Origin of the sequence: Thermostichus lividus PCC 6715 (genome assembly GCF_002754935.1) — a bacterium.
GTDB classification, from domain to species: domain Bacteria; phylum Cyanobacteriota; class Cyanobacteriia; order Thermosynechococcales; family Thermosynechococcaceae; genus Thermosynechococcus; species Thermosynechococcus lividus.
In genome coordinates this window covers 1,546,644-1,571,562 of the sequence record NZ_CP018092.1, presented here as the reverse complement: position 1 = coordinate 1,571,562, position 24,919 = coordinate 1,546,644, and the positions used below count along the sequence as shown (strand labels likewise).

Genomic DNA, 24,919 nt, shown 5'->3' with positions numbered 1-24,919 from the left:
CCCGTGAGCTATCGGATGGATCGCCAAGCCTATGCGGAAACCTATGGTCCTACCGTGGGCGATCGCCTGCGCTTAGCGGATACCGAACTCTTCATTGAAGTCGAGCAGGATTATACCTGTTATGGCGATGAGGTGAAGTTTGGCGGTGGCAAGGTGATCCGCGATGGCATGGGGCAGTCCCCTATCCCTAATGCCGAGGGTGCTGTGGATGTGGTCATTACCAATGCGGTGATTCTCGATTGGTGGGGGGTGGTCAAGGCCGATGTCGGCATTAAGGACGGCAAAATTGCCAAGATTGGCAAAGCGGGCAATCCCTATACCCAAGAAGGGGTGGATATTATCATTGGACCTGGCACCGAGGCGATCGCTGGCGAAGGCATGATCCTCACCGCTGGCGGTATTGATGCCCACATTCACTTTATTTGTCCCCAGCAAATTGTTACGGCGATCGCATGTGGTATCACCACCATGATTGGCGGCGGTACAGGCCCTGCCACCGGCACCAACGCCACCACCTGCACGCCTGGGCCGTGGAACCTCTATCGGATGCTACAGGCTGCCGATGCCTTCCCGGTCAATCTCGGCTTTTTGGGCAAAGGCAATAGCAGCCAGCCCCAAGGACTGAACGAGCAAGTGGAAGCAGGAGCCATTGGCCTCAAACTCCATGAAGACTGGGGCACCACCCCAGCAGCCATTGATACGTGCCTGAGTGTGGCTGAAGCCTACGACATCCAAGTTGCCATCCACACCGACACCCTCAACGAGTCAGGGTTTGTGGAAGATACCATCGCCGCCTTCAAAAACCGCACCATCCATGCCTACCACACCGAAGGTGCTGGGGGAGGGCATGCGCCCGACATTATCAAGGTTTGCGGTCAGGCTAATGTGCTGCCCTCCTCCACGAACCCCACCCGACCCTACACCATCAACACCTTAGATGAACACCTCGATATGTTAATGGTGTGCCACCACCTTGACCCGAGCATTCCCGAAGATGTAGCCTTTGCAGAGTCTCGGATTCGCCGCGAAACCATTGCCGCCGAAGATATTTTGCACGATATGGGTGCCTTTAGTATTATCTCCTCCGACTCCCAAGCCATGGGACGGGTCGGGGAAAGCATTATCCGCACGTGGCAAACTGCCCACAAAATGAAGGTACAGCGAGGGCACCTCAGCGACCCCAGCCATGCTGCTGCCAGCCACGATAACTTTCGTGCTCGCCGCTACGTTGCCAAATATACGATTAACCCCGCCATCACCCACGGCATTGCGGAGTACGTGGGGTCGGTGGAGGTGGGTAAGATTGCCGATCTGTGCCTGTGGCGACCGGCCTTTTTCGGAGTCAAACCAGAACTGGTGCTTAAGGGAGGGCTGATTGCCTACGCCCAAATGGGGGATGCCAACGCCAGTATTCCTACCCCCCAGCCCGTGCATATGCAGCCCATGTTTGCTGCCTACGGCGGCTGTTGTACGGCCACTTCAGTGACCTTTATGTCTCAGGCGGGTATTGCCAACAATATCCCCACACAACTCTCTATGCAAAAGCCAGTACTGCCGGTGCGCCATATTCGCCAGCTCCGGAAAGCTGACCTGAAACTAAACGATTATCTGCCCCACATTGAGGTAGATCCAGAAACCTACGAGGTGCGCGCCGATGGTGAACTGCTCACCTGTGAACCCGCCACCGTGTTACCCCTTGCCCAGCGCTACTTTTTGTTTTGATGGAGCATCAAGTGTCAGCCCTATTGCAGCGGGGGCAGCAAGCATTGGAAAAAGGGGAGTATTCTAAAGCGGTGACCCTCTTGGAGCAGGCGGCAACCCTTGCGGAGGGCAATGTTGTTTGCACTGGCGAAATCCATCTTTGGCTCGTGATGGCCTACAGTGCCCTAGGAGATCAGGCTGCGGCCTTAGCCCTATGTCGGCAGCTACAGCGCCATCCCGATCGCTACACTCGGCAGGAAGGTCGGCGATTGCTCGCTATTTTGCAGGCACCCCAGCTCAAGCGCCGCCCTGAGTGGTACAGTCAAATTCCCGATCTTTCCCAGGTGGGCGATCGCCCCTATGAGTCCCCCTACGCTGGCATCCCTAAACCGACCGCCGCGGCATCCCCAAAGCCCCAAGAGCCACCACCCCCGGCAACCCCCTTACCCAATGCCTTTATTTGGCTTGCTTTGCTGGGGTTAGGGGTGCTGACTGCTCTGGCCGCATGGCTCTAACTATGCTTCATCCTGCAATAGACGTTTAATTTGCGCCAGTAAAACCCCCAGCTTACCCTCTTCAAAGAGAGCATTGATCAAGGCCAGCCCACTGGTGGAGAGTAACAGTTTATTAATCTCTGGCGCACCCGCACCGTTTGCCCCTGGGAAGGCGTAGATCTTAGCATCCCCAATGACCCCAGGCTGAGGGGAAAGGGCTTTGAGCACCTCTGGTAACTGGCTTGCTAACTCCGGCCACAGGCTAGTAATGACCTGCGCCGTTAGGTTGGCAGTGCTAATGACATTTTTGGCGGCAAGCAATGCTTCGAGCCCCGCAGCTTCGGCCATGGCTTTATCGCGGTTAGCTGCGGCAAGGGTGCGAATCGCTTCAGCTTCCAGTTCTGCTGCCTGCTGAGCAATTTCGGCTTGGCGACGACGGCGGAACACATCAATTTCCACCACGTTCTGATCAAGGACGCGCTTTTCAGCCGCTTCGCGCTCTGCGGCAATAATGGCCAAATGCTTCTCGCGATCAGCTTTTTCCACTTCGATGGCCGTTGTGACCGCAGATTCTGCCCGCGCCCGCTCCGCTTCGGCCATAAGGCTTTCTTTTTTCTTGGTGGCCACGGCGATCGCCACATCTTCCTGCGCCAGCCGTGCCAAGCGTTCAGACTCGGCCACCATCACTTGGGCTTGGAGACGATTAGCCTCCACCTGTTGCTGCCGATTGATCTCGGCAATTTCTGCTTCTTGCAATTGCTGCGCTTGCGTTACCTTAAGGAGCTTATTTTTTTCCTCAAGCTCGATACTGGCTTCAATTTCCTTCTGCCGAATCGCTAGCTTTTTGCGAATTTCTTCTTCCTCAACCAATTGTGCTTGTAGCAACTTTGCTCGCTGGGTTGCGGCGGCCTCTGCGGCTTTCGCTTCTTCAATTTCCCGCTCTCGCTGGGCTTTGAGGGCTTCTATTTTCAACCGCTGACTCAACAGTGCCGCTTCTTGCTCTTCCTGAATTTGTAGGGAGCGTTTTTGCGCATCCAGTTCTTTTTGCTCAATGGCCACCCGCGTCGAAAGCTCGACCTCCCGCTTTTGTTGAATCGAGCGTTGAATGGTTTCCGTGCGCAGGCGAACACCTTGGGCATCAAAGAAATTATTTTCGTCGTAGGTGTCGCTCTCTTGCACTTCCGAGATAGCAATGTTGTTCAGGGTTAGGCCAACTTTTTGTAGATCCTGTTGCACCAAATTTAGGACTTCCTGGGCAAAACCTAATTTATCCGAATCAATTTCCGCCAGAGACTTATGCTTTGCTGCTGCCCGAATCGCATCATCGGCCCGTTTTTCTAGGGCGTTCTTAATATCTTCGGGGGTAATCCGATTATTTTGGGAGAGGCGCGCCGCTGCCGTTAGCACATCCTCTTCGGTGGCGTTAATACAGACGTAAAAGGTCACTCGCATATCCGCCCGCAGGTAGTCTTGGGTGCGTACGGCTAACTTGCCAGTGCGCTCGACATCAATGGAAATTTCCCGCAGCGGCACCCGGGTTAGCTCGTGAAACCCCGGCAAGACAATACAGCCACCATTGAGAATGACGGTTTTCTTTTTAACAAAAATACCGCCTGTGCGCACAAAGGCTTCGTTGTTAGGGGTAATAACGTAAACGCGGGTATAGGCCCAAATGCTCATCAACAGAAGGATGACAATACCCGCAATCAACCCCGGAAAAACCAGCAGGCTACCTACCCCACCCAGATTGCCAACGATGAGGGGGGGTGCCTCGGCCACCAGTGCAGTAGCGGTAGGGGTCTCAACCCTAGGACGGGGGGGATCTGGCAGGGTTGGCCTAGGTAAGGTCTCTAAAAACGTTAACCAATACAGCATAGGGATGGCTCAGGGGGTGGCATGGGGGCGATCGCCTAGTTGGCAGGGGCCACTCCTGCAGAGGAGGCAACTGCAGCATCCTTACGCTTTTTCTTTTCGCCGACCGCCACTGGGCGCATTTCAATATGGTTAAGTAAGGTGGTGACAAACGCAAACAGTAAAAAGGGGAGGGTTAGCACTAGGATTAAGCCACCAACTAAAAAGGCTTGAACTGGATTATTGTAGAGGGTGACGGAGGCCGCTAGACCAATAAAAATCACAATGAGCCAAACAATCACCTGACCGTAAATATCCCCAAAGGTGAGGGTGCAGACGAAACGGTACTTTTGCAACTCGTTAGGCATGGGGGCTATCCTCGCGGCTTGGGTAGGCAGTAAGCGAATCTTTGTGGTTGGGGGTGCCGTTCCAGAGTAAGCTGGGACAGCAAGGTACTCGAATTTTAGGAAAACTGCCCTGAAGATTAAAGCCTTTGCAATAAATATACAAATTTCCGGGAACCAATCCTAACTTTAGCGGTGTAGTATGACAAACTGTGTCGAATTTGCAGCTTAACTTCACGGTATCTTCATGTCCCACGCTGTTGTTGCCATTGTGATGGGCAGTGATTCTGACCTGCCGACGATGCACGGTGCGATCGCCATTTGTGAGCAGTTTGCCATTCCCTACGATGTGGCCATTCTTTCAGCTCACCGTACCCCATTGGCGATGGTGGAGTTTGCCCAAGGTGCCCACCAACGGGGAATTAAGGTCATTATTGCGGGGGCGGGTGGCGCGGCTCACTTGCCGGGGATGATTGCGGCGTTGACCCCCTTGCCCGTCATTGGCGTGCCGGTGCCCAGTCGTCATTTACAGGGCGTTGATTCGCTCTACTCGATTGTGCAAATGCCCGCTGGCATCCCAGTGGCCACCGTGGCGATCGGGAATGCCCAGAATGCCGGGCTACTCGCGGTGCAACTGCTGGCAAGTCATAATGCCGAGCTATTAGCCCAAGTGATCGCCTATCGCGAGCAGCTGCGGAATACCGTGACGGCTAAAAATACCCGCCTGCAGGCCATCGGGGCTGCGGCCTATCTGGAGGCTCAAGGGAGCTAGCGAATGGGGGTGTGAACCGTCACCAGTTTCGTCCCATCGGGGAATGTTGCTTCTACTTGCACTTCTGAGAGCATTTCTGGCACCCCTGCCATGACCTCATCGCGCCTCAGCAGGGTGGTACCGTAGTTCATGAGGTCGGCGACTGTGCGCCCTTCCCGTGCTCCTTCTAGGATTGCGGCTGAAATGTAGGCTACCGCTTCGGGATAGTTGAGTTTGAGGCCGCGTTCTTTGCGCCGCTCTGCCACAAGAGCCGCTGTAAAAATCAGGAGCTTATCTTTTTCTTGGGGGGAGAGTTGCATAGGCTAGGGTAGAGATCAACACTAGGCTCACGCCTTATTGTACGTATTGTATGTTTTGTATGTTTGTATGGCTTAGCATCCCTACCCATTTGGCGGCGCCCTAGAGTCTGCCACCCCTTAACCCACACTCGACCATGCCGCCTCTACCACATCACTCAACCATTGGCGAGTTTTGGCATCCAGTAGGTCATCGTCATCTAGAACCCATGCCTGCACATCGGCAAGGGTGTGGCCTTGGGCACGGCAGATGGTAATCATACCGGCGATCGCTGCAGCGACCAGCTCTTCACTAACGGGGTAGTGGCTGAGGGCGGCCATTTCTTCGAAACTCCGTGGGATGGGATAATACATAGGGCAACAGGGCAATTCTGAGAAACTGTAAACTCTCTTAAACTATTAAGTGAGTACAGTGCAGTTTACGTTAAATTTTGGCTCTGTCAAGCCCCTTACCGCACATTTGAAACAAAATGCAAGAACTGTTCTACGCTGAGATTCCAACACCAGATACCAAGGCAGTCATTACATGGTTACAGCAGACGTTTCAGCCTATGGTGGGGGCGATCGCCCCGAAGCCGAGCGGTGGATGTTGGCAACTGCCCCCCCATGGGACGCAACTGGCGGTGTTTTTCTGGAATTTGCAGCGGACAACCTACCTCAAGGTCGTGCGATGGGGCACGCAGCCATGGCCGCAAGAGGCCGCCTGTGTCAAACAGTTGAGCACCGCAATCCGATCTGCATTTCCGTTGCAGCCGGTCGTACCGCCCCCATGGCCGCAGGGCACCTCAATTTTTGCCGCCTTGGGCGATCGCTATCCGCTGACGGTTAAGTACTTTCAACAGATGCCCCACGGGGAAGCCGACTTGGAGCGGGTTTACTGGTGGGAGCAACGTTGGCGCGACGGGGTGCAGCGTCCCACCCCGCCGGTGCCAGTGCTGCAACGAGTGACTAGTCCCTCTGAAGCGCCCACCTACGACTTGGTGTACGTGGGGGGTGCCCTGGGGGTTGTTCATGCAGCGGTGATGGCCCGTCTGGGCTATCGGGTGTTGCTGATTGAGCGGCTCCCCTTTGGCCGGATGAATCGGGAGTGGAATATTTCGCGAGCGGAGTTTCAGAACCTGATTGATTTGGGCTTGTTTACCGCCGCTGAATTTGAAAGCGTGATTGCCTGCGAATATTTAGATGGATTCAACAAATTTTTTGATGCCACCAGCCCTGCCCATTGCCGCGCCCCTGTTCTCCATACGCCTACGGTATTGAATATTGCCCTTGACTCGGCGAAATTTTTGCGGTTGTGCGGCCAAAAACTCTGCCAAGCAGGGGGCGAAATTTGGGACTACACCGACTTTGTGGGGGCAACGGTGCACCCCAATAGCGTGGTGGTACAGGCACAGCAGCGCCACACGGGGACGCCGCAGCAGGCGATCGCCCGCGTCCTGATTGATGCGATGGGCACGGCCTCCCCCATTGCCCGGCAGTTGAATGGTGGCCGTGCCTTTGACAGTGTGTGCCCCACCGTTGGCGCGATTGTGAAGGGGATCTCCCCAGAGGTGTGGGATGGCCGCTACGGGGATGTGCTCCACAGCCATGGCGATAGTTCGCGGGGGCGGCAGTTAATCTGGGAGTTGTTTCCCGGGGCAGGGGAGGAGCGCACCATTTACCTGTTTCACTACCACCGTATTGAGCCGCAGTTTCCGGGGTCGCTGCTAGAGCTTTACGAAGACTTTTTTAGCATTTTGCCAGAGTATCGTCGCTGTAACCTTGAGGAACTCACCTGGGTCAAGCCCACCTTTGGCTACATTCCGGGCCATTTTAGTCACCATCGCGGCGATCGCGCCGTTGCCGTTGATCGGGTGCTGGCCATTGGCGATGCCGCCTCGTTGCAGTCGCCTCTAGTCTTTACGGGCTTTGGCTCCCTAGTGCGCAACTTGCCGCGCCTCACGGACTTACTGGATACCGCCCTGCGCCATGATCTAGTGCAACAGCCATTCCTCAACCAAATTCGCGCCTATCAAAGTAATACCGCGGTTACATGGCTATTTTCGCGGGGGATGATGGTGCCCAGCGATCGCCCCCTGCCGCCGGAGCGCGTGAATGCAATGCTCAACACCTTTTTTGGCATTCTCGGCCAAGAATCTCCTGAACTGGTGGATCGCTTTATTAAAGATCGCGCCGGCTGGCTGCCCTTTAACCGGATGGCACTGCGCGCTGCTTGGCAGAATCCGGGGCTACTGTGGTGGATTTGGCAAATGGCGGGCACCGCGGACTTGCTGCGCTGGCTGTTCATTTACCTGAATTTCACCCTCGATGCGGTGTACCATGCGCTGTTTGCCCCTTGGTTGCCGCCCCTTGTCCGGCACGCTCAGCCATGGTTAGAACCCCTTGCCCCCTCCCTTTGGTTCTGGTTGTTAGTGCAAAGCTATGCCCTTACCTACTCGGTGGGGCAACCGCGCCTAGACCGTCCCCTAACGCCCGCAACCGCTCCTGCCACCCCCCCAGCAGTTGATCAAGCCGTATCTCCTCGCTAACCTTGGGAAGCAAAGGTGTTGTGGAGAACACAAAGGTGAATGCAGCGGAGCAAGCCGTTACCCTGCAAATGGCCAGTAAACTGGGGGCGATCGTCCACCTGTTTAAGCAGTGCAATGGCGATTTGCGTGCAGACTTACAGCCATGGGCAGATGATCCCCACACCCGCGATCTCATGGATCCGGACTCCATTGACATTGGCTTCCATCTGCCTGGGTGGAGCCGCCGCTGGCAAGCCCGTAGTCTGCTGCTGCAGATTCGCCTCTATAGCGATTCCGAGATGCCCCAGCGCCGCGCCATTGGGCTAGACATCGTTGGCTTTAGTTATATGAGTGAGCAGTGGCGCTTTAGCAGCATTGGCGGCGGCATCTTCAGTGGCAATAACTTGCCCTTGCTAGAGCTACAACAGCAATTACGCCACCTCAGCCACCAGATTCTAGAGGTGCTCAACACCTAGTGTGGGTTCACAGGCGATTAAAGCATTACAACTCAAGGGGGGCGCGCTTCCTCAGGAAGCGTAGCAGTAGTTTTTCTAGCTCGACCCACACAAATACAAGGGAGCTAAAGCCAATACAAACCGCTAACTCGGTGGCGGACAGTAGGTGAGTGCCAAAAAACCGTCGCAGGGCTGGCACATAGATCAGTAAAAGTTGTAAACAGGTGGTCAAGATGACTGATGCCCAAATGTAGGGGTTAGACCTTGGGCTTATTTCTAGGGTGAGGCGGCTTGTGGAGCGCACGGCAAGGGCATGACCCATCTGGGCAAGGCAGAGGGTCGTAAAGACCATGGTGGCCCAGCGGTCGGGTTCCAGCCCCTCTACTGGATGGGTGGCGGTATAGCCGTAGGCCCAGACCATGAGGGTAATACTGACGATGGCTAAAATCAGCCCAACCCGCACCATGTAGGATCCCAAGCCGCGGCCAAAAATACTTTCATTGGGGGGATAGGGGGGCGTTTCATCACATCGGGATCTCCGGGTTCAACCGCCAAGGCAAGGGCAGGCAAGCCATCGGTTACAAGGTTCATCCAGAGAATTTGCAAAGGAGTTAAGGGCACTCCCCCTAAGCCCAACAGGGGTGAGGAGGCAATGGTAATAACCTCGCCAATATTCGAGCCAAGGATGTACTTAATGAAGCGGCGAATGTTGCTGTAAATAATTCGACCTTCTTCTGTGGCCGCAACGATGGTGGCAAAGTTATCGTCCAAGAGCACCATATCGCTGGCTTCCTTGGTCACATCGGTGCCTGTAATGCCCATGGCAACCCCAATATCCGCTTGCTTGAGGGCAGGGGCATCGTTGACCCCGTCGCCGGTCATGGCCACAATATCACCGTGGTGCTGTAGGGATTTAACAATCCGCAGCTTGTGTTCGGGGGAGACCCGCGCATAGACGTTGACCTCTAGGGTGGCAGCATCCAGCTCTGCGGGGGTGAATTTTTCAATGTCCCGACCGGTGAGGGCGCGATCGCCCCAGTTACAGATGCCAATTTGACTGGCAATGGCTTTGGCAGTGAGTTGATGATCGCCGGTAATCATGATCGGGCGAATGCCTGCGGTGCGGCAGGTGGCCACGGCCTCTAGGACTTCCGGGCGCGGTGGATCCAAGATGCCCACTAAACCCAACCAGACCAGATCTTGTTCGCTGGACTCAACGGCATCAGCCGCCGGTGGCTCTGCCCAGTAGCGGTAGGCCAGTCCTAACACCCGTAGCCCTTGCGCCGCTAAGTCGTTGTTTGCTGCAAGAACGTGTTGGCGGTTCTCGGGGGTCAGCGGTGTCACCGCCGTTCCAACCTGTTGCCATTGGCATCGCTCTAGGGTTAGCTCGGGAGAACCTTTTGTGGCCATCCAATAGGGGGCATCGGTTGGCAAGTGGGGGATAGAACTGGTGCGATACACGACGCTCATGCGCTTGCGATCGGCATCAAAGGGAAATTCAACCACGCGCTCAGCATTGTGCCGCAGAGCACTGGGGTCTAGCCCTCCTTTGAGGGCAAGGGGCAACAGCGCCCCTTCAGTGGGGTCTCCTAAAATAACCCACTCGGCAGCGTGCTGCTTCAGCAGCGCATCGTTACACAAGGCACCGGCCAGCAGCAGCAGTTGGCGTTCGTACAGCGCATCGGCACTCGTGGCGCTTATATCGTAAAATTCGCCTGTGGGATCATAGCCATGGCCGCTGACCTTAGCGCGGTAGGATGGGGTGGCGATCGCCTGCACCACCATTTTATTTTGGGTCAGGGTGCCGGTTTTATCGGAGCAGATCGTGGTGACGCTCCCAAGGGTTTCCACGGTTGGCAAGCGGCGGATGAGGGCATGGCGTTTCACCATTCGCTGGGTGCCTAGGGCAAGGGTGACGGTAATCACCGCAGGCAAGCCTTCGGGAATCACTGCGACGGCCATACTCAGGGAGACTTCAACAAGGTGCCCGAACAAGGCTCTATCGTAAAGAGTGCCCCCCACAACCACGACAGCCACAAGAACAAGGGCGATCCACACCAGCCGATTCCCCAGTTCTGTCATCCGTTTTTGTAGGGGGGTGGGTTCCTGCTCAACGGCGTCTAAGGCAGCGGCAATTTTACCCAGTTCAGTGTTCATGCCAATGGCGGTAACCACAGCGACCCCGCGCCCTTGGTTGACTTCAGTACCCGCAAACACCAAGTTGTCGCGATCGCCCAGTTCTGTATCCTCTGGTAAGAGTTTGTCAGCATTTTTACTGGCGGCTTCTGCCTCACCGGTGAGAGCCGCTTCGCGAATTTGTAGGTTAACAGCCTCGATCAGGCGGCCATCGGCAGCCACCTTCACCCCTGCTTCCAGAAAGAAAATATCCCCCACCACCAGTTCTGGCGAGTCAATTTCAGTAATTTTTCCTTCGCGGAGCACCCGCACTTTGGGGGCAGCCATACTTTTGAGGGCGGCTAAGGCGTCCTCGGCGCGGGCTTCCTGAACATACCCAAGAATGCCGTTGAGGATAACGACCACTAAAATGGCGATCGCATCTTTAGGAAACGGGATTGTCTGCTCTTCGAGGGCTTCAACAATATCTAACACCCCAGAAATGACCGCCACCACAAGGAGCATGATCAGCATAATATTGCGAAACTGATCCAGCAAAATCTGCCACTTAGGTCGCCGGCCACTTTCAATGAGTTCATTACGACCGTACTGCGCCTGTCGCTGTTGAATGGCCTCATGGCTTAGTCCTTGGTGGCGATCGCTCCCTAACTGAGCGATCACAGCATCGGCACTGAGGTGGTGCCAAGGGGGAGCAGGACTCACAGAGGATGATTCCATGGCAAAGAACGAGACTGACTTCTCCCATCTTTACCTATTTTCTGGGATTAATGTTGCAGGGGCTTCCCAGGCGTTAGGCACGAAATCGCTGCCAGTAATCATTGTAACGAGCCATTAGAGACTGCGAGGGTTGGGCTTGGCTCCAGTATTCAACGAGGGTGTGCCCTGTTGCCCACGTATCCTGCTCAAGGGGCGCACGGGTATGCAGCACAAGGGGGGCAATCTCTCTCAGGTCAAAGGAGCGGGGAGTCACTTCGAGGCGATCGCCCGGCGTTTGCAGCAGGGTATAAAGCTCGTAGGCCAGCTGCAGCTTGCACAGAATCACCGGCAACTGCTCAAGGGGCAGCTTTTCCGCCAACAGCCACGCCGCAGCGGGCGACCCCGTCAGCATTGTCGATAGAAACTGCAGGACAGGTCGTTTGAGTAAGTCTGCCACCCCTTGGCTGGTGGTGATACGGCTACAGTAGGTGTCGATCAATCGCGACGCTGCATGGAGGCGGGTCTGGCGATCCTTGAGCCACCGTGCCATACGGATCTGTTTTGCTGGGTTGACCAGACGGAGTACGGTATCGCTCAACTCGGGTAGCCCCCATGCCCTGCGCTCATCCGTGACATTAACGATAGGGAAGAGATGGGGGGTATAGGGGGCAAATTGCTGCTGACGATAGGCCACAGCCTCACGGATACTTACTTCTTTTGCACGGCTACCCCGCTGCCAATCGTAGGGCGGATCCCACTCCCGCAAAGGGCGCAACCGATCAACTTGAGTGACCACCACCACAATCGGCAGATCCGCAACCTGCTGACGAATAATGTCTAAGGCCACTAAATCTGGGGCAAGGGCAGGATCCAGTGCCGGCGTGAGCAGGAGCACCACATCCATCCGTGGCAGGAGTTGCCGCAGACGAGCTTGAATATCCGCACCCTGAATGTCTTCGTAGCCGGGGGTGTCCCACAACATCAAATCCGCTTGCCAACGATACTGGCGAATCTCTGCGGTATTGGGCAGGGGGGAAACATCGGCAGTGGGAGCCGCAAACAAGCTATTAATGAGGCTACTTTTGCCGGCTCCTGTGCGCCCCACCAAAAACACATTCACCGGATCGGTCTCAGCCCGGGTGAGGGGCAGGGTTTCTTCGAGGATATCTTGGAGAGTGCCAGTCTGAAGACTGGGAGATGGGAGGTCAAGGGAGGGAACCGCGCCACTGTACAGGGCGATCGCCCGTAAGCCGAGGGCTTTGAGGGTTTGTTCGCGCAGGGTTAAGCCTAAATTGGCAATTAGGGCTTGGTTGGCTTTTTGCTGTTGCCCTTGAGTGAGGGTGTTGGTCAGGGCAACGCTGGGGTTCAGCAGCCACTGGGAGAGTTGCCATGCGGTGACCCCCCAGCGGGCAGCGGGTGCCCATTGGCGAGAGAGTTCGTAGGCGCGTACCGCTTGCCCCACCGTCACCCGTGACAAAATGGGGTCGAGGGTTTGCAGCCAGCGATCCACATCCTCCACCGTATCCCGCAGGAGGCGATAGGCTTGGGGCACATAGATGTGCAGCAATGGGCGTTGACTATTGGGGTAATACACATGAGCAATGCCATTGACAAGGGTGTGTGCCCGCTGCCAAAACAGGAGCCAATTTTCCCACGGGGGAACATCGTCACGACTCTTGGCCAAAATATCCTGTAGAATTTGCAGCGCCTGTTGATCTTGGGCGGTGCGATCGCCACCGTTGAGCAATTCTGGTAGCGCTGGCGTTGCTTGGGTTTCCACCAGCCAATGGGCTACCCCCCACCGCCAGAGAATGAGAACCACCACCACCACCGCCCACAGCCAACTTAGTCCCCACGCATGAATTTGGATCGAGGCGGCAATGAGAACCAGCAAGGCGATCGCCACCAGTGGTAGTGCCAAAAGAAACCACTTCCACCATGGCAGTTGCGTCATGGCATGTGTCCCTAGGTGGTGACCAGCGGCTCAAAGGGGATGCGCCGGGCATGTCCCCAAAACGCTTCTAAGTTATAGTATTGGCGTTCCTTCGGGAGTTGGATATGGACAATCACATCCCCGTAGTCCATCAGCACCCATGAACAGTTGTCTTGGCCTTCCGTATGCTGCGGTTGTCGTTGGCAGTGGGTTTGAGCAGCCTCCTCCACCGCTTGGTAAATGGCTCGCACCTGCGTTTTAGACAGTCCCGTAACAATGACAAAATAGTCAGTGAGGTACGACACCCCAGTTACATCAAGAAGACAAATGTCCACCGCCTTGCGATCGTCTGCGGCGTAGGCAGCAGTCCATGCTAGCTTGAGGCTAGGGTCAGCGATCGCGGCCACCTGTTGTATCTGTGGAATAGTCAGTCTGCACTCTCCTAATAGTCACTCCCTATCCTTTGATTTTAACGATTTAGTTCTGTTAAATTAGGCAAAGTGTGTTACAAACCCTTACGCTTGACCCCATCCCCCTCGCGTCGCCGCCGTCGGATTGGCTGTGGTACGGGCATTCAGGCGCATGGCACGCCGTAGCACTTCCCCTCGAGCATCGCCAAGCGCTGTTACTGGCCTCGCGTCCATCGCTTTTGGTGTTGGCGGAAACAGAGCCACTGGACTTTATCAGCGGCATTTTGGCAGCGCTGAGTACAGACACCCCCCTCCTCTTGGCCAATCCGCTGTGGCAAGCACACGAGTGGCAGCAGGTGGCCACCGTTGTTCCTAGGGGCTATCAGGCATGGGGAGCGGTTCCTCCTTTAGAGGCGCAGGGAACACCACAAGACTTCAGGGCACCGATGATTTTAATTCCCACCGGCGGCAGCCAAGGCCGATTACGCTGGGCAATGCATACCCTTGGGACGCTCTACAGTGCTGTGCAGGGGGTGCAGCAGCATTTACAGGTGTCAACCCTCCACTGCCTGAGTATTTTGCCGCTGTACCATGTCAGTGGCCTCATGCCCGTGTTGCGATCGCTGTGGACCGGAGGGCAGCTATACGTTGCCCGCCATCTACGAGACCTTCAACACGCTCCAATGCCGCCGAACTCAGACCTTTGGCTATCCCTTGTGCCCCGACAGTTGCACCAAGTGTGTGACGCCCCAATCCCCTGGCTTCAGAGCTTAGCCGGCATTTTTATTGGCGGCGGAGCAACGTGGAACTCTCTGTTAGACACTGCTGAGCGCCATCGGTTACCGCTGTGTTTAAGCTATGGGATGACGGAAACGGCGGGGATGGTCTGCGCGCAAAAGGCGGGTGACTTCCTGCGGGGCGATCGCTCCTGTGGCTCCAGCTTACCCCACGCCCACCTAACCATTAGCACCGATGGCACCATAGACGTGCAAGCCACCTCTTTGGCTCGCGGTTACTACCCCAATCCCTTTGGCTCGCCTGTGTTCCGCACCGACGATCGCGGCGAGTGGCACGGCGATCGCCTCTACATTTGGGGACGCGCCAGCCGCAAAATTATTAGTGGCGGCGAAAACATTTACCCTGAAGAATTAGAGTCCCTACTTCTGAGCAGTGGCTGGGTCAAGGATATTTACATCTACGGTGAGCCGCATCCAACGTGGGGCGAGCAGGTTGTGGCAGCCTATGTCCCTGTTGGGGAGGTAACCCCTGAGCAATTAGAGGAATGGTTACGCCAGCGGTGTAGTGCCTACAAATGCCCCAAGCGATGGCTATCGTGCACGACCTTGCCTCGCACTCCCCAAGGCAAGATCCGCCTGTCTGCCTTCAATACCATAATGCGGCGTTGCTGAATAGACGTATGATGTTCGGGTTTGAGTCTTTTGCCGCCCTCATCCTAGTCCTCTCCCCTATTACGTTATGGCACAGTCGTAAACCAATCTTGACTTAGGTGTAGGATTACTTTTCTATCTGTTTAAGGCGGCACCCAGATTCGAACTGGGGGATAAAGGTTTTGCAGACCTCTGCCTTACCACTTGGCTATGCCGCCGCAAAGCAATTTCTTATTATAAGTGATTTACCGGCGATCGCGCCGCTAGTACCCTGAGAGGATCATCCGCAGGAGCCTTATGTACCTACACCAACTCCCACTGGGCAGCACCGGTCGCATTACGGCTATTGAAGGGGATGCTGCTTGGCAGCGCCGCTTAGCTGCCCTTGGCATTGCTGTGAACCAACCCGTGACGCTACTGCGACGTGCGCCCTTTAGTGATACCTTCGCTGTGCGGGTGGGCACCCTCACTGAGGTTGCCATCCGTGCCAAGGATGCCGCCACCATTGCCGTAGAACAGGTATCCTAGGAAGCGTAATAATTCTTTATTCTGCTGCTCAACCTCTTTCCCAAGGATCGGCAAACATCTCTATGCAACCCACTGACCCAACGAAGTTTACTGACAAAGCATGGGAGGCGATCGTCAAATCGCAGGATGTGGCGCGGGAGTACCGCAGCCAATACCTTGAAACAGAGCACTTACTCATTGTCATTCTCCAAGAGGAAGGGCTGGGTCAACTGATTCTGGAGCGGGCAGATATTGACACCGACTGGGTGCTGAAGCGGTTGATAGATTTTGCGAAGCAGCAGCCGCGCATCCCAGCAGGCGGAGAACTCTACTGTGGTCGTAGTTTAGATACCCTGCTGGATGAGGCAAATCGCCTCCGCCAAGAACAGGAGGATCAGTTTATTTCCATTGAGCATATTTTGCTGGCCTTTGTGGGCGATCGCCGCATTGGTCAACGGCTATTCCGTGCTCTCAACTGCGATCGCGACCAGTTAGCCGCCAGTGTCAAAGCCATTCGCGGTGCCCAAAAAGTAGCCGACCAAAACCCCGAGAGCAAGTATGCCGCCCTTGAAAAATACGGTCGCGACCTCACAGAAGCAGCCCGCCAAGGCAAGCTTGACCCGGTGATTGGCCGGGATGAAGAAATTCGCCGCGTCATTCAAGTTCTCTCCCGTCGTACAAAAAATAACCCTGTCCTCATTGGGGAGCCAGGAGTGGGTAAAAACCGCCATTGCGGAAGGACTCGCCCAGCGCATTATCAACGGGGATGTGCCAGAATCCCTCAAAAATCGCCGCCTGATTTCCCTTGATCTGGGGAGTTTAGTGGCGGGTGCTAAGTTTCGCGGAGATTTTGAAGATCGCCTCAAGGCTGTCTTGCACGAAGTCACTCACTCCGACGGCCACGTCGTCCTGTTTATCGATGAGCTGCACACCGTCGTGGGCGCAGGTGCCAATCAAAACTCCTCGATGGATGCCAGTAATTTACTCAAGCCAATGCTGGCGCGCGGTGAACTGCGTTGTATTGGTGCTAGTACCCTCGATGAGTACCGTAAACACATTGAGAAGGATGCGGCTCTAGAGCGGCGGTTTCAACAGGTGTATATCGGTCAGCCTTCCGTGGAAGACACCATTTCCATTCTGCGGGGTCTCAAAGATCGCTACGAAATTCACCATAACGTTAAGATCACTGATTCTGCCCTTGTTGCTGCGGCCGTGCTCTCGGATCGCTACATTAGCGATCGCTTTTTGCCGGATAAGGCCATTGACTTGGTGGATGAAGCAGCGGCCAAGCTCAAGATGGAAATCACCTCCAAGCCTGCTGAGTTGGAAAGTATTGAGCGCCGCCTGATGCAACTGGAAATGGAGAAGCTCTCCCTGCAGCAGGAAGAAAATCTCAGCCTCAGTAAGGCTCCCCTACAGGCCACTCGCGATCGCCGCCAGCGCATTGAAGCGGAAATTGCTGAACTGCAATCCCGCCAAAAAGCCATGCAGGAGCGTTGGCAAGCTGAGAAAACACTCTTGGAGCGCATCAACAGTCTGAAAGAGGAAGAAGATCACGTCAAGCTGCAAATTGATCAAGCGGAGCGTGACTACAACCTGAATAAGGCAGCTCAACTGAAATACGGTCGCCTAGAAACCCTACAACGGGAACTCGAAGCCACTGAGACTCAACTTCTAGAATTGCAAGCGGCAGGCACCACCTTCTTGCGAGATCAGGTCACCGATGCCGATATTGCCGAAATTGTTGCCAAGTGGACGGGGATTCCGCTACAGAAGCTCTTAGCCTCAGAGCGGCAAAAACTCCTGCAACTGGAAGCGGTATTGCATCAGCGGGTTATTGGTCAACAAGAGGCCGTTGCGGCTGTTGCTGCAGCCATTCGCCGCGCCCGCGCCGGGATGAAAGACCCCGCCCGTCCTATTGGGTCGTTTTTATTCCTAGGGCCAACGGGGGTGGGTAAAACGGAACTAGCACGTACCCTTGCGGATGCGCTTTTTGATGATGAGAGTGCCCTAGTGCGCATTGACATGTCGGAGTACATGGAAAAGCACGCCGTCTCGCGGATGATTGGTGCCCCCCCCGGCTACGTGGGGTTTGATAGCGGCGGCCAACTCACCGAAGCAATTCGCCGCCGACCCTATGCGGTTGTTCTCTTTGACGAAGTGGAAAAAGCGCACCCGGAAGTCTTTAACATCCTGTTGCAAGTCCTCGATGATGGCCGTATCACGGATTCCCAAGGTCGCACCGTGGATTTTCGCAACACGGTAATTATTATGACCAGCAACCTAGGTAGTGAGCATATTTTAGATTTGGCTAGCGATGAAAGCCGCTACGAACACATGCGGCAACGGGTGCTGCAAAGCGTGCAAAAGTACTTCCGCCCAGAATTTCTCAACCGCATTGATGATCTGATTTTGTTCCATGGCTTAGGGCGACAGGAACTCATGCAGATCGCCCAAATTCAACTGCGACGGGTGGAGCGTTTATTGGCAGATCAAAAAATCCACCTAGAGTTAACTGCTGCCGCGCTGGAGTACTTGGTGGCGGCTGGGTTTGATCCGGTCTATGGTGCCCGACCCCTCAAACGGGCAATTCAGCGGGAAATTGAAAATCCCCTCGCCATCAAGCTATTGGAGGAAACCTTTACATCGGGAGACACAATTTTAGTCGATGTTGCCAACGATCAATTGACCTTTACCGCGCTCAATCGCGAGGGCGCAGATCAGTCCCCACCGAGCGTAGGTGCCAGCGGTTCTGGACGTAACTAATGCCACCATTGATCAAGGCAGCAGCCATCAATAGGCCAATGGCAGGCATAAAAAGGGGGTTCCACAGGCGCAACCATAGGTCAAAGCCCAAGGGAATCTCTAGCGATCGCCCTAGCAATGCTAAGACAAACCAACCAAAGCTAGCCAGCACAAAGAAGGTATCAGCCACCAATAGCCAATTCACAATCTCCCGCAGGCGACCCATACCCTAGCCTCCGAGCACCCACTGCTGAACCCGCTTAAGGGTTGGCCATTCTGGCTTGCGTTGGTGGCCATCGGCAAAATTCTCTAGGACTTCTTGGCGTAGCTCGGCAACTGCTGCCACAATGGTTTGAGCCAGTTCAATGTGGGGGCGCACCCCTTTTTTCCCCATCTCTAGCATGGCGATCGCCAGATTAATACGGGCTTGTGGATCTTCAGGGTTGAGTTTGACCGCTTTTTGAGCTGCTTTGTAGGCCGATGGGGGGTTGTCATCTAAGAGGTACAGCCACGACAAGCATGTCCATGCCGCACTGCTTTTTTGGGCACGCTGGCAAATCTCCTTAAACGTGGGAATTAGCTCCGACGCAGGGGCACCGTCTTTATAGCGGGCGATCGCTGCTTCAAATTGACGCTCAACTTCACTCAGGGGTTGCGACGTTTCAGTGGTCAAGGGAGTTACTCCTTAGGCAGAAAAGGATGTGCCACAGCCACAGGTCTGGGTTGCATTCGGGTTTGTAAACTTAAAGCCACCACCAATGAGGGCATTGCTATAGTCTAGGACTAAGCCGTAGATGTAGAGCATACTCTTGGGATCCGAGACCACCTTAAAGCCATCGTAGTCAAATACGTGATCATCAGGACGAATATTGGCAGGGTCTTCAAAATCCATCGTGTAGGACATCCCTGAGCACCCGCCCCCCTTGACACCGACCCGCAGACACAGGTCTTGACCGTGTTTTTGCCGCAGTTCTAAAACGTGCTGTAGCGCAGCATCCGTCATCAAAATTCCTTTGGCAGGCTGTGTTGCTTGAGTCATCACCCACTCCTCCGGTTACGGATCATGTTAGGGTACCGCTTTTATGGTAGCAAAGCTCAGGGATGGGACATCATTTCGTGGGCACGCTTAAAGGCTTCATCCAGTACCTCAGACAGGGTGGGGTGAGTGTGCACATTAAAGGCAAGATGGCTCACGCTTTGGCGATCGCGAATAGCATTAGCCGCTTCCTGAATGAGATCTGAGGCGTGAAGACCAAAAATATGCGCCCCCAACAGCTCGCCCGTATCCGCCCGGAAGATCACCTTCGCTAAGCCATCGGTCTCCCCTTCCGCTAATGCCTTAGAGTTCCCCTTAAAGTAAGTGCGAACCACCTTCACCTCAAACCCTTCTTTTTCCCCAAGGTCACGGGCTTGGGGTTCGGTGAGGCCAACAAAGCTCATCTCCGGATGGGTAAAGGCCGCAGCGGGAATACTGCGATAATCCACAGAGTAGGGACGGCCAACAATGCTCTCCACCACAGCAATGCCTTGAGCCGAAGCCGCATGGGCAAGCATCATTTTACCCGTAGCATCACCAATGGCCCAAAGGTGAGGCACGGGTTCACCCTCACGGGTCACGGCAAGGTAGTCATCGACGGGGATAAAGCCACGGCGATCTAAGCTCACCCCCACAGAGTCCAGACCCAGATCCTCGGTCGCAGGAATACGGCCTGTGGCAACTAAACAGGCATCGACTTCCAGAACCTCAACCACCTCTTTAGTTTGGGTATCGGCTAACTCAATAACCACCGGCGTGCCCGGAATCACTCGCTTGGCGAGCTTCCCGCTGTAGGTTTCAATATCGCGGGGGGCAATCAAAACCCGCTGCGCCTGCTTGGCGATATCAGGATCAAACGTGGGCATCAACTGATCGAGGGCTTCGATCATCGTGACTTCGCAGCCCAGTGCCGTGTAAATATCAGCAAATTCTAGGCCAATATAACCGCTGCCAATAATGGCTACCCACTGCGGTAACCAATCGAGCTTAATGGCCTCATCACTGGTATAGACGGTTTTGCCATCCACCTCAATGCCAGGCGGTACCCACGGCACTGATCCGGTGGCAATGATAATGTCTTTTGCGGTAACCGTCTTTTCCCCGTTTGGGGTGTGAATACTGACCTTTTGCGAGCCAGCAACTTTGCCACGGCCTATGAGGATATCTACCCCTAGCCGCTTCAGGCTGTTGGTGAGGTCGCCACGGATTTTTTGCACCAGTTGATCGGCATGGGCGGCAACACCGGCGCGATCCACGTTAACTGCCCCTAATTGAATGCCTAGCGCTTGCCAATGACTAGCTTGGCGCAGTTCTCGCACCCGTCCAGCGGCAGCCAGCAATGCTTTTGAGGGAATACAGCCGCGATTGACACAGGTGCCCCCCATGTCTGAGGCTTCCACAATGGCAGTTTTTAAGCCAACGCTGACGGCATGAAGGGCAGCACCATGACCGCCCACACCCGCACCTAAAATGACCAAATCGTAGTCAAAGCTCAAGGATGATTCTCCCAGCACACTTGTTGACGGCAGTTGTGCCTCAACTGCATTTCCCTAGCTTATCAAAGGGGAGTGCCAGATTTATCTAGATACACCACACCTCTCATAGGTTCTATTAGCTTTCGCAATAGCTTGAAGGCCATCTTGCAGACGAGCAGGCGTGCTAAAGTGCTTCAAGAAGGTGCAAGACTTGAGTAAAAAACTATGGGTTTGCTGGCTGGCTATCAATTTGTCAATGACCTTGAAACAGCAGGTGCCTTAGCCCTCTTCGCGCCGCCGGAGGGTGGGTTTGAGGGGCGCTATCAACGTCGTCTGCGATCAAAGGGTTATACAACGCTACATTTGAGTGCGCCAGGGCTAGGAGATCTCAGCGCCTACCTGATGCAAGAGCATGGCATTCGCCCCGCCCATACCGGCAAGGAAGCTATTCGCGTGTACTTCCAGCCACCATTGGTGACCTATCACCTTGAGCATTTGCCTCCCAATTCTAAGGGCTTGGTGCTGTGGTTGATTGATGGCAAGAAGCTCTCTAAGCAAGAATTCGCCTATTTGGCGCAGTTGACGCAGACCTTGCCTAAGTTCAAAGTGGTGATTGAGGTGGGGGGCGATCGCGTCGTCCGCTGGGAACCCTTAACGAATTTGCTGGCCGCTGCTTAGCCGCTGTTACATTGTCGATCTATTTGCATGGTAAAAATGGGGGCGATCGCGCCCTCTTTTTGTACTGTCCGCCCTCCCCTTGACAGCACTGAGTAAACCCTCAAGGATAGAGACGGGGATACCAGAGATCACAAATTACAAATTTTAGGAAACAGCTATGACTTCTAACTCAGATGTGTCGGGCAAAAAGATTGCAGCGGGAATTTGCGGCATTTTACTCGGTGCTCTAGGCATTCATAAATTTGTTCTTGGTTACTCTACTGAAGGGCTGATCATGCTGCTGGTAAGCATTTTAACCTGTGGCCTTGTGGCCCCGGTGATGGGAATTATTGGTTTGATCGAGGGGATCATTTACCTTACCAAAAGTGATGAGGAATTCTATAACACCTATATGGTGGGCAAAAAAGCTTGGTTTTAGTGTTGTTTAGTGTTGATTTGGAGCGATCGCCGTCACAACTTTCCTTGGCAACCAACTGGTAGCAATGGATCTGACGGCTCTCTTTTTCAGATGGCAGCGGGGTATGCTCCCGATACACTGGGGGAATGCGAGATAACCTCTGCAAATACCTTGACAATATCCCACGGCCTTTGCCCAGTGGCTCCTCGACGATACCCCAGAAAGAAGATACCTCCGTTCTCAAAACAGAACTGAACCGTAAACGACCCCGCCCGATAGAGGACGGGGCTTTCAGCAGCCCTCAAGACAACATCCTGCAATGATAAGGAATTTTGACTTCTCCCCTCTTTGAAAGAGAGGGGATTCCCAAAGGATGCTACGCAACGGGCTGAAGCCACATTGCTTCGCTTTTCCCTTGAGCTGTCACCCACAACTTAATGCGGGTGGGAGCAGTCAAAGACCCCCTACTCACCTCAAGCATTCCTGCTATTGGGACTACGTTTATGTTTCGGTTTGTGGTTTCGCGCTTTTCAACACTAGCCAATTCGATACGCTCAACATCCTGCCATTGCTTGCAGTGGTTTAGGCTTGCCGCCAAAGCGGTAGTGACTTACTTGCCGGGATCTCTCCGTACTAGGATGTTTCTTCGCGTAGTTGATACGCCTACTTTCCACGTCTCTAGTTTAACGCATAGAGAGGGCTAAAGCCCCCTGAGTTGGCTGTATCCCCTCGCTAAAGCGGAGGGGTTTTAGCCCGCCCACATCACTACTATAAGGAATTGGCGAAGCTGATAGAAGGCCTCGCTATTACTGCATCGCCGTTCAGTCTTGGAACGGGGCAATTTGTTAGTGCGTTCTCTGATGCCGGTGAGATCGTCAATCGCGATGGCCTGATTTGTAGCTTTAGCCTGCTGGATGAGTCGATAACTGATGGTGAGGTTCACTGCTGTAATTATACGCTATTGGCGGCTTTTCGGGGTGTCGTAGGCAAAGCCCACCGAAGGTGTACCCCTCAGCCGCCGCTCCTATCCCTCCGCGGCTTGTCGAAGCGCGGGGATTCTCGGAGGTTTTGTTGAGGGATGAGGGGACAGGATTTGGTCAGTCAACTAGGGTTGTAGGGTTTGCCTCCTTAGACGCAAATTGCATATTTTAGTTTCCTAAAAACAGTACAGTGTTTCAGGATAGGTTGGGAACAGTGTGCTATGGAGCAACGATACCCTTGGCAAAAACAGCGGTTGGTATTCGTTACTGCCACGGTGGTGAGCCTACTGTGCGGGTACCTTAGGCCGCTTGTGGCCAACCCAACCCCCTTGATAACAGACCCAATAGTTGCCCCCCTGCGCCTAGAGATTAGCTTATCGCGGCGACAAATGGTGCTATATCAGGGGCAAACTCGCCTGCGTACCTACCCAGTGGCGGTTGGCCGACCGGGCTGGGAAACGCCGCTGGGGCAGTTTCAAATTCAGGAGATGATTCGGGATCCGGCATGGAAAAACCCCTTCAATGGCTCAGTGATTCCTGGTGGCCATCCTCGTAATCCCTTGGGGCGGCGCTGGATTGGTTTTTGGAGCGATGGCAAAAATTGGATCGGGTTGCACGGCACCCCTAATCCTGACTCTATTGGGCAGGCAATTTCCCATGGCTGTGTGCGCATGCACAACCGCGATATTGAAGAACTGTTTGAAAAAGTTCGCCCCGGAATGCCAGTGATTGTGGTGCGTTAGAACGGTGCGGTCAGGGTGGCACCGAAGGAGACCACTGCAAGGGCATCCACTAAGCCGTGGAGGACGACTCCACCCCACAGGCGCTGAGTACAGGCAAACATAAGACAGTAAAACAAGGAGGCAAGGGTTGCCAAGGCAATGTAGATCAGGCGATAGGCCACCACCGGCAACTCAACGCCACTGCCGGGGGTATTACCCATGTGCGCCACTCCGAACAGAAGGGCACAGATGAGAATCGCTCCCCAAGCGATCCAAAACGGGTCGTGGCGATCGCCCCCCCGCTGCTGTAGGGTATCGCGGATTAGAATCATTAAGCCACTGCGAAACAGGACTTCCTCAAAAATGCCAACGCGCATTGAAAAAAGAACAATATACACGAGCAACTTAGAGAAGGGGGGCGCAAGGTTAAATTCTTCAAGGGGAAGAAAACCTAACAGGCTACCGAGGGGCACTAGGGTGGCCAAGGCAACAATAACCATGATCCCTAGCAAGCGAGCGTCTCCCCAGCGAGGTTCAAAGCTATAGCCAAAGTGCTGCCGCCCTAAGCCGCTGCCAAAAATAACAGCCAGAATAAAGAGTTGCAGGGCAATAAATGAACCAAAGCGAAAGTGAGGTGTAGAAAACCAGTAGAGAGTAAAGATGCATACTGCCGCTAGGAGGGCATCCTTACCCTGTAGTCCCACAGGGCGGGGTGAGGTCGGCGATCGCCCGTGTTGCCAATCGCACCACGCGCACAGCAGTAAATAGAGCGGTGTGATGATGAACCCTTCGGTTCGGTACGTGGCAAAAGCCGGTGAAATCAGCGAACTATGGCTCAATAGCAAATACACGGCGGCAGTACTCACCCATCCCCAGCGCTCAAGACCAGAAAGGGTGCGATCGCGCAGTAAAAAAGGCACCCGCAGTGCCGCAACAGAACCCACGAGAAAGAAAATAAAATTCAACCACCAAGGATCAGCCACAATGAGATGGCTTAGCACGCGTCGCCACGGAAATAGTGACGCATGGGGTAAATGGTAAGCCACCGCCACGTAGAGGCTCAAACCTAAGACGAACTGCCACTGCCAGCGACTCGCCATAGCGGTCAAGGATCGCCAGCGATCGCCTTTGGGAGTGGCCCACCACAGTACCGGAACGCCACCAATGACAACCACTGCGGCTGCTTCAACGAGGCTTTCCAGCCATGGCCAGGGCTGCTGTGCCCAGTAATGGAGGTAGAGAAATTGCGCCCAAAACCAAAGGAGACCAGCTAACAGAGCCGTGTATTGCTCTCGCGTGCCATTGAAGCGCGCTAACGCTAAAAAGGACTGGGGTGCTCTGTAGAGCCAATGGTAGAACTGAAGGAGAGGATTGGGGGTCATGAAAGACTACAGTA

21 protein-coding genes, 1 tRNA gene and 3 pseudogenes are annotated in these 24,919 nt (G+C 54.7%); 11 read left to right on the top strand and 14 right to left on the bottom strand.

What is annotated here, in order from left to right:
• Nucleotides 1-3 precede the first annotated feature (3 nt).
• Both ureC and BRW62_RS07885 read left to right on the top strand, forming a co-directional pair.
• The gene (gene ureC / locus BRW62_RS07890) at nucleotides 4-1,722 is read left to right on the top strand and encodes an urease subunit alpha (RefSeq protein ID WP_099798986.1); all 1,719 of its coding nucleotides are present in this window, start codon (nucleotides 4-6) and stop codon (nucleotides 1,720-1,722) included.
• A gap of 11 nt (nucleotides 1,723-1,733) precedes the next feature.
• Complete coding sequence (locus BRW62_RS07885; RefSeq protein ID WP_198405943.1) at nucleotides 1,734-2,216, top strand: hypothetical protein; 483 nt, start codon at nucleotides 1,734-1,736, stop codon at nucleotides 2,214-2,216.
• Here the strand turns inward: BRW62_RS07885 and BRW62_RS07880 are convergent, their stop codons facing one another.
• Nucleotides 2,217-4,070 carry an SPFH domain-containing protein gene (locus BRW62_RS07880; protein ID WP_099798984.1) on the bottom strand — a complete coding sequence of 618 codons (1,854 nt, stop codon included), beginning with the start codon at nucleotides 4,068-4,070 and terminating at the stop codon, nucleotides 2,217-2,219.
• A gap of 35 nt (nucleotides 4,071-4,105) precedes the next feature.
• Entirely contained in the window at nucleotides 4,106-4,414 is a 309-nt protein-coding gene (locus tag BRW62_RS07875) for a hypothetical protein (RefSeq protein ID WP_099798983.1), read from the bottom strand.
• A 223-nt stretch (nucleotides 4,415-4,637) separates the two neighbouring features.
• On the opposite strand from BRW62_RS07875, the gene purE reads away from it, so the two are divergent.
• Nucleotides 4,638-5,162: a 5-(carboxyamino)imidazole ribonucleotide mutase gene (gene purE / locus BRW62_RS07870; protein WP_099798982.1), complete on the top strand. Its 525-nt coding sequence runs from the start codon at nucleotides 4,638-4,640 to the stop codon at nucleotides 5,160-5,162.
• Here purE and ureA read toward each other — a convergent pair.
• Nucleotides 5,159-5,461, bottom strand: a complete 303-nt coding sequence (gene ureA, locus BRW62_RS07865; RefSeq protein WP_099798981.1) for an urease subunit gamma — start codon at nucleotides 5,459-5,461, stop codon at nucleotides 5,159-5,161. The genes purE and ureA overlap by 4 nt on opposite strands.
• A gap of 117 nt (nucleotides 5,462-5,578) precedes the next feature.
• Nucleotides 5,579-5,812: a hypothetical protein gene (locus tag BRW62_RS07860; RefSeq protein WP_099798980.1), complete on the bottom strand. Its 234-nt coding sequence runs from the start codon at nucleotides 5,810-5,812 to the stop codon at nucleotides 5,579-5,581.
• 116 nt (nucleotides 5,813-5,928) lie between these two features.
• Here BRW62_RS07860 and BRW62_RS07855 point away from each other — a divergent pair, with 116 nt between their 5' ends.
• A complete protein-coding gene (locus BRW62_RS07855) occupies nucleotides 5,929-7,986 on the top strand; it encodes an NAD(P)/FAD-dependent oxidoreductase (RefSeq protein WP_099798979.1) in 2,058 nt (685 codons plus the stop codon).
• 20 nt (nucleotides 7,987-8,006) lie between these two features.
• Complete coding sequence (locus BRW62_RS07850; protein ID WP_227517312.1) at nucleotides 8,007-8,441, top strand: hypothetical protein; 435 nt, start codon at nucleotides 8,007-8,009, stop codon at nucleotides 8,439-8,441.
• Between the two features lie 25 nt (nucleotides 8,442-8,466).
• Here the strand turns inward: BRW62_RS07850 and BRW62_RS07845 are convergent.
• The 3 genes and pseudogenes from BRW62_RS07845 to rsfS all read right to left on the bottom strand — a co-directional run bounded on the left by BRW62_RS07845 (nucleotide 8,467) and on the right by rsfS (nucleotide 13,592).
• Nucleotides 8,467-11,273: pseudogene (locus BRW62_RS07845) on the bottom strand (cation-translocating P-type ATPase).
• A 73-nt stretch (nucleotides 11,274-11,346) separates the two neighbouring features.
• Entirely contained in the window at nucleotides 11,347-13,206 is a 1,860-nt protein-coding gene (locus tag BRW62_RS07840) for a GTPase family protein (protein ID WP_099798978.1), read from the bottom strand.
• An 11-nt stretch (nucleotides 13,207-13,217) separates the two neighbouring features.
• Entirely contained in the window at nucleotides 13,218-13,592 is a 375-nt protein-coding gene (gene rsfS / locus BRW62_RS07835; RefSeq protein WP_227517311.1) for a ribosome silencing factor, read from the bottom strand.
• A gap of 95 nt (nucleotides 13,593-13,687) precedes the next feature.
• On the opposite strand from rsfS, the gene BRW62_RS07830 reads away from it, so the two are divergent.
• Nucleotides 13,688-15,004 carry an AMP-binding protein gene (locus BRW62_RS07830; protein WP_198405942.1) on the top strand — a complete coding sequence of 439 codons (1,317 nt, stop codon included), beginning with the start codon at nucleotides 13,688-13,690 and terminating at the stop codon, nucleotides 15,002-15,004.
• Nucleotides 15,005-15,129: 125 nt separating this feature from the next.
• On the opposite strand, the gene BRW62_RS07825 is transcribed toward BRW62_RS07830, so the two are convergent.
• Nucleotides 15,130-15,201: transfer RNA gene (locus BRW62_RS07825), tRNA-Cys, on the bottom strand.
• A gap of 79 nt (nucleotides 15,202-15,280) precedes the next feature.
• On the opposite strand from BRW62_RS07825, the gene BRW62_RS07820 reads away from it, so the two are divergent.
• The gene (locus BRW62_RS07820; RefSeq protein WP_099798976.1) at nucleotides 15,281-15,511 is read left to right on the top strand and encodes a FeoA family protein; all 231 of its coding nucleotides are present in this window, start codon (nucleotides 15,281-15,283) and stop codon (nucleotides 15,509-15,511) included.
• Nucleotides 15,512-15,573: 62 nt separating this feature from the next.
• Nucleotides 15,574-18,256 (top strand): annotated as a pseudogene (gene clpB / locus BRW62_RS14795) (ATP-dependent chaperone ClpB).
• Here the strand turns inward: clpB and BRW62_RS07810 are convergent.
• The 4 genes from BRW62_RS07810 to lpdA are packed head-to-tail and all read right to left on the bottom strand — an operon-like array spanning nucleotide 18,192 to nucleotide 20,767.
• Nucleotides 18,192-18,461: a hypothetical protein gene (locus BRW62_RS07810; protein WP_099798975.1), complete on the bottom strand. Its 270-nt coding sequence runs from the start codon at nucleotides 18,459-18,461 to the stop codon at nucleotides 18,192-18,194. The pseudogene clpB and the gene BRW62_RS07810 sit on opposite strands and share 65 nt — an antisense overlap.
• 3 nt (nucleotides 18,462-18,464) lie before the next feature.
• Nucleotides 18,465-18,908, bottom strand: a complete 444-nt coding sequence (locus tag BRW62_RS07805; protein ID WP_227517310.1) for a tetratricopeptide repeat protein — start codon at nucleotides 18,906-18,908, stop codon at nucleotides 18,465-18,467.
• A gap of 12 nt (nucleotides 18,909-18,920) precedes the next feature.
• The gene (locus tag BRW62_RS07800; protein WP_198405941.1) at nucleotides 18,921-19,274 is read right to left on the bottom strand and encodes a HesB/IscA family protein; all 354 of its coding nucleotides are present in this window, start codon (nucleotides 19,272-19,274) and stop codon (nucleotides 18,921-18,923) included.
• A 56-nt stretch (nucleotides 19,275-19,330) separates the two neighbouring features.
• Nucleotides 19,331-20,767 carry a dihydrolipoyl dehydrogenase gene (gene lpdA / locus BRW62_RS07795; protein WP_198405940.1) on the bottom strand — a complete coding sequence of 479 codons (1,437 nt, stop codon included), beginning with the start codon at nucleotides 20,765-20,767 and terminating at the stop codon, nucleotides 19,331-19,333.
• 204 nt (nucleotides 20,768-20,971) lie between these two features.
• On the opposite strand from lpdA, the gene ndhN reads away from it, so the two are divergent.
• Both ndhN and BRW62_RS07785 read left to right on the top strand, forming a co-directional pair.
• The gene (gene ndhN / locus BRW62_RS07790) at nucleotides 20,972-21,424 is read left to right on the top strand and encodes a photosynthetic/respiratory NAD(P)H-quinone oxidoreductase subunit N (RefSeq protein ID WP_099798973.1); all 453 of its coding nucleotides are present in this window, start codon (nucleotides 20,972-20,974) and stop codon (nucleotides 21,422-21,424) included.
• A 157-nt stretch (nucleotides 21,425-21,581) separates the two neighbouring features.
• The gene (locus BRW62_RS07785; RefSeq protein WP_099798972.1) at nucleotides 21,582-21,842 is read left to right on the top strand and encodes a TM2 domain-containing protein; all 261 of its coding nucleotides are present in this window, start codon (nucleotides 21,582-21,584) and stop codon (nucleotides 21,840-21,842) included.
• Between the two features lie 751 nt (nucleotides 21,843-22,593).
• Here the strand turns inward: BRW62_RS07785 and BRW62_RS15220 are convergent.
• Nucleotides 22,594-22,764: pseudogene (locus BRW62_RS15220) on the bottom strand (RNA-guided endonuclease TnpB family protein); the annotation flags it as partial.
• Nucleotides 22,765-23,022: 258 nt separating this feature from the next.
• Between BRW62_RS15220 and BRW62_RS07775 the strand changes: the two are divergent.
• Entirely contained in the window at nucleotides 23,023-23,544 is a 522-nt protein-coding gene (locus BRW62_RS07775; protein ID WP_099798971.1) for a L,D-transpeptidase, read from the top strand.
• Here the strand turns inward: BRW62_RS07775 and BRW62_RS07770 are convergent.
• On the bottom strand, nucleotides 23,541-24,905 hold the full coding sequence (locus BRW62_RS07770) for a CPBP family intramembrane glutamic endopeptidase (protein WP_099798970.1): 1,365 nt from the start codon (nucleotides 24,903-24,905) through the stop codon (nucleotides 23,541-23,543). The two genes, BRW62_RS07775 and BRW62_RS07770, sit on opposite strands and share 4 nt — an antisense overlap.
• Nucleotides 24,906-24,919: the final 14 nt, after the last annotated feature.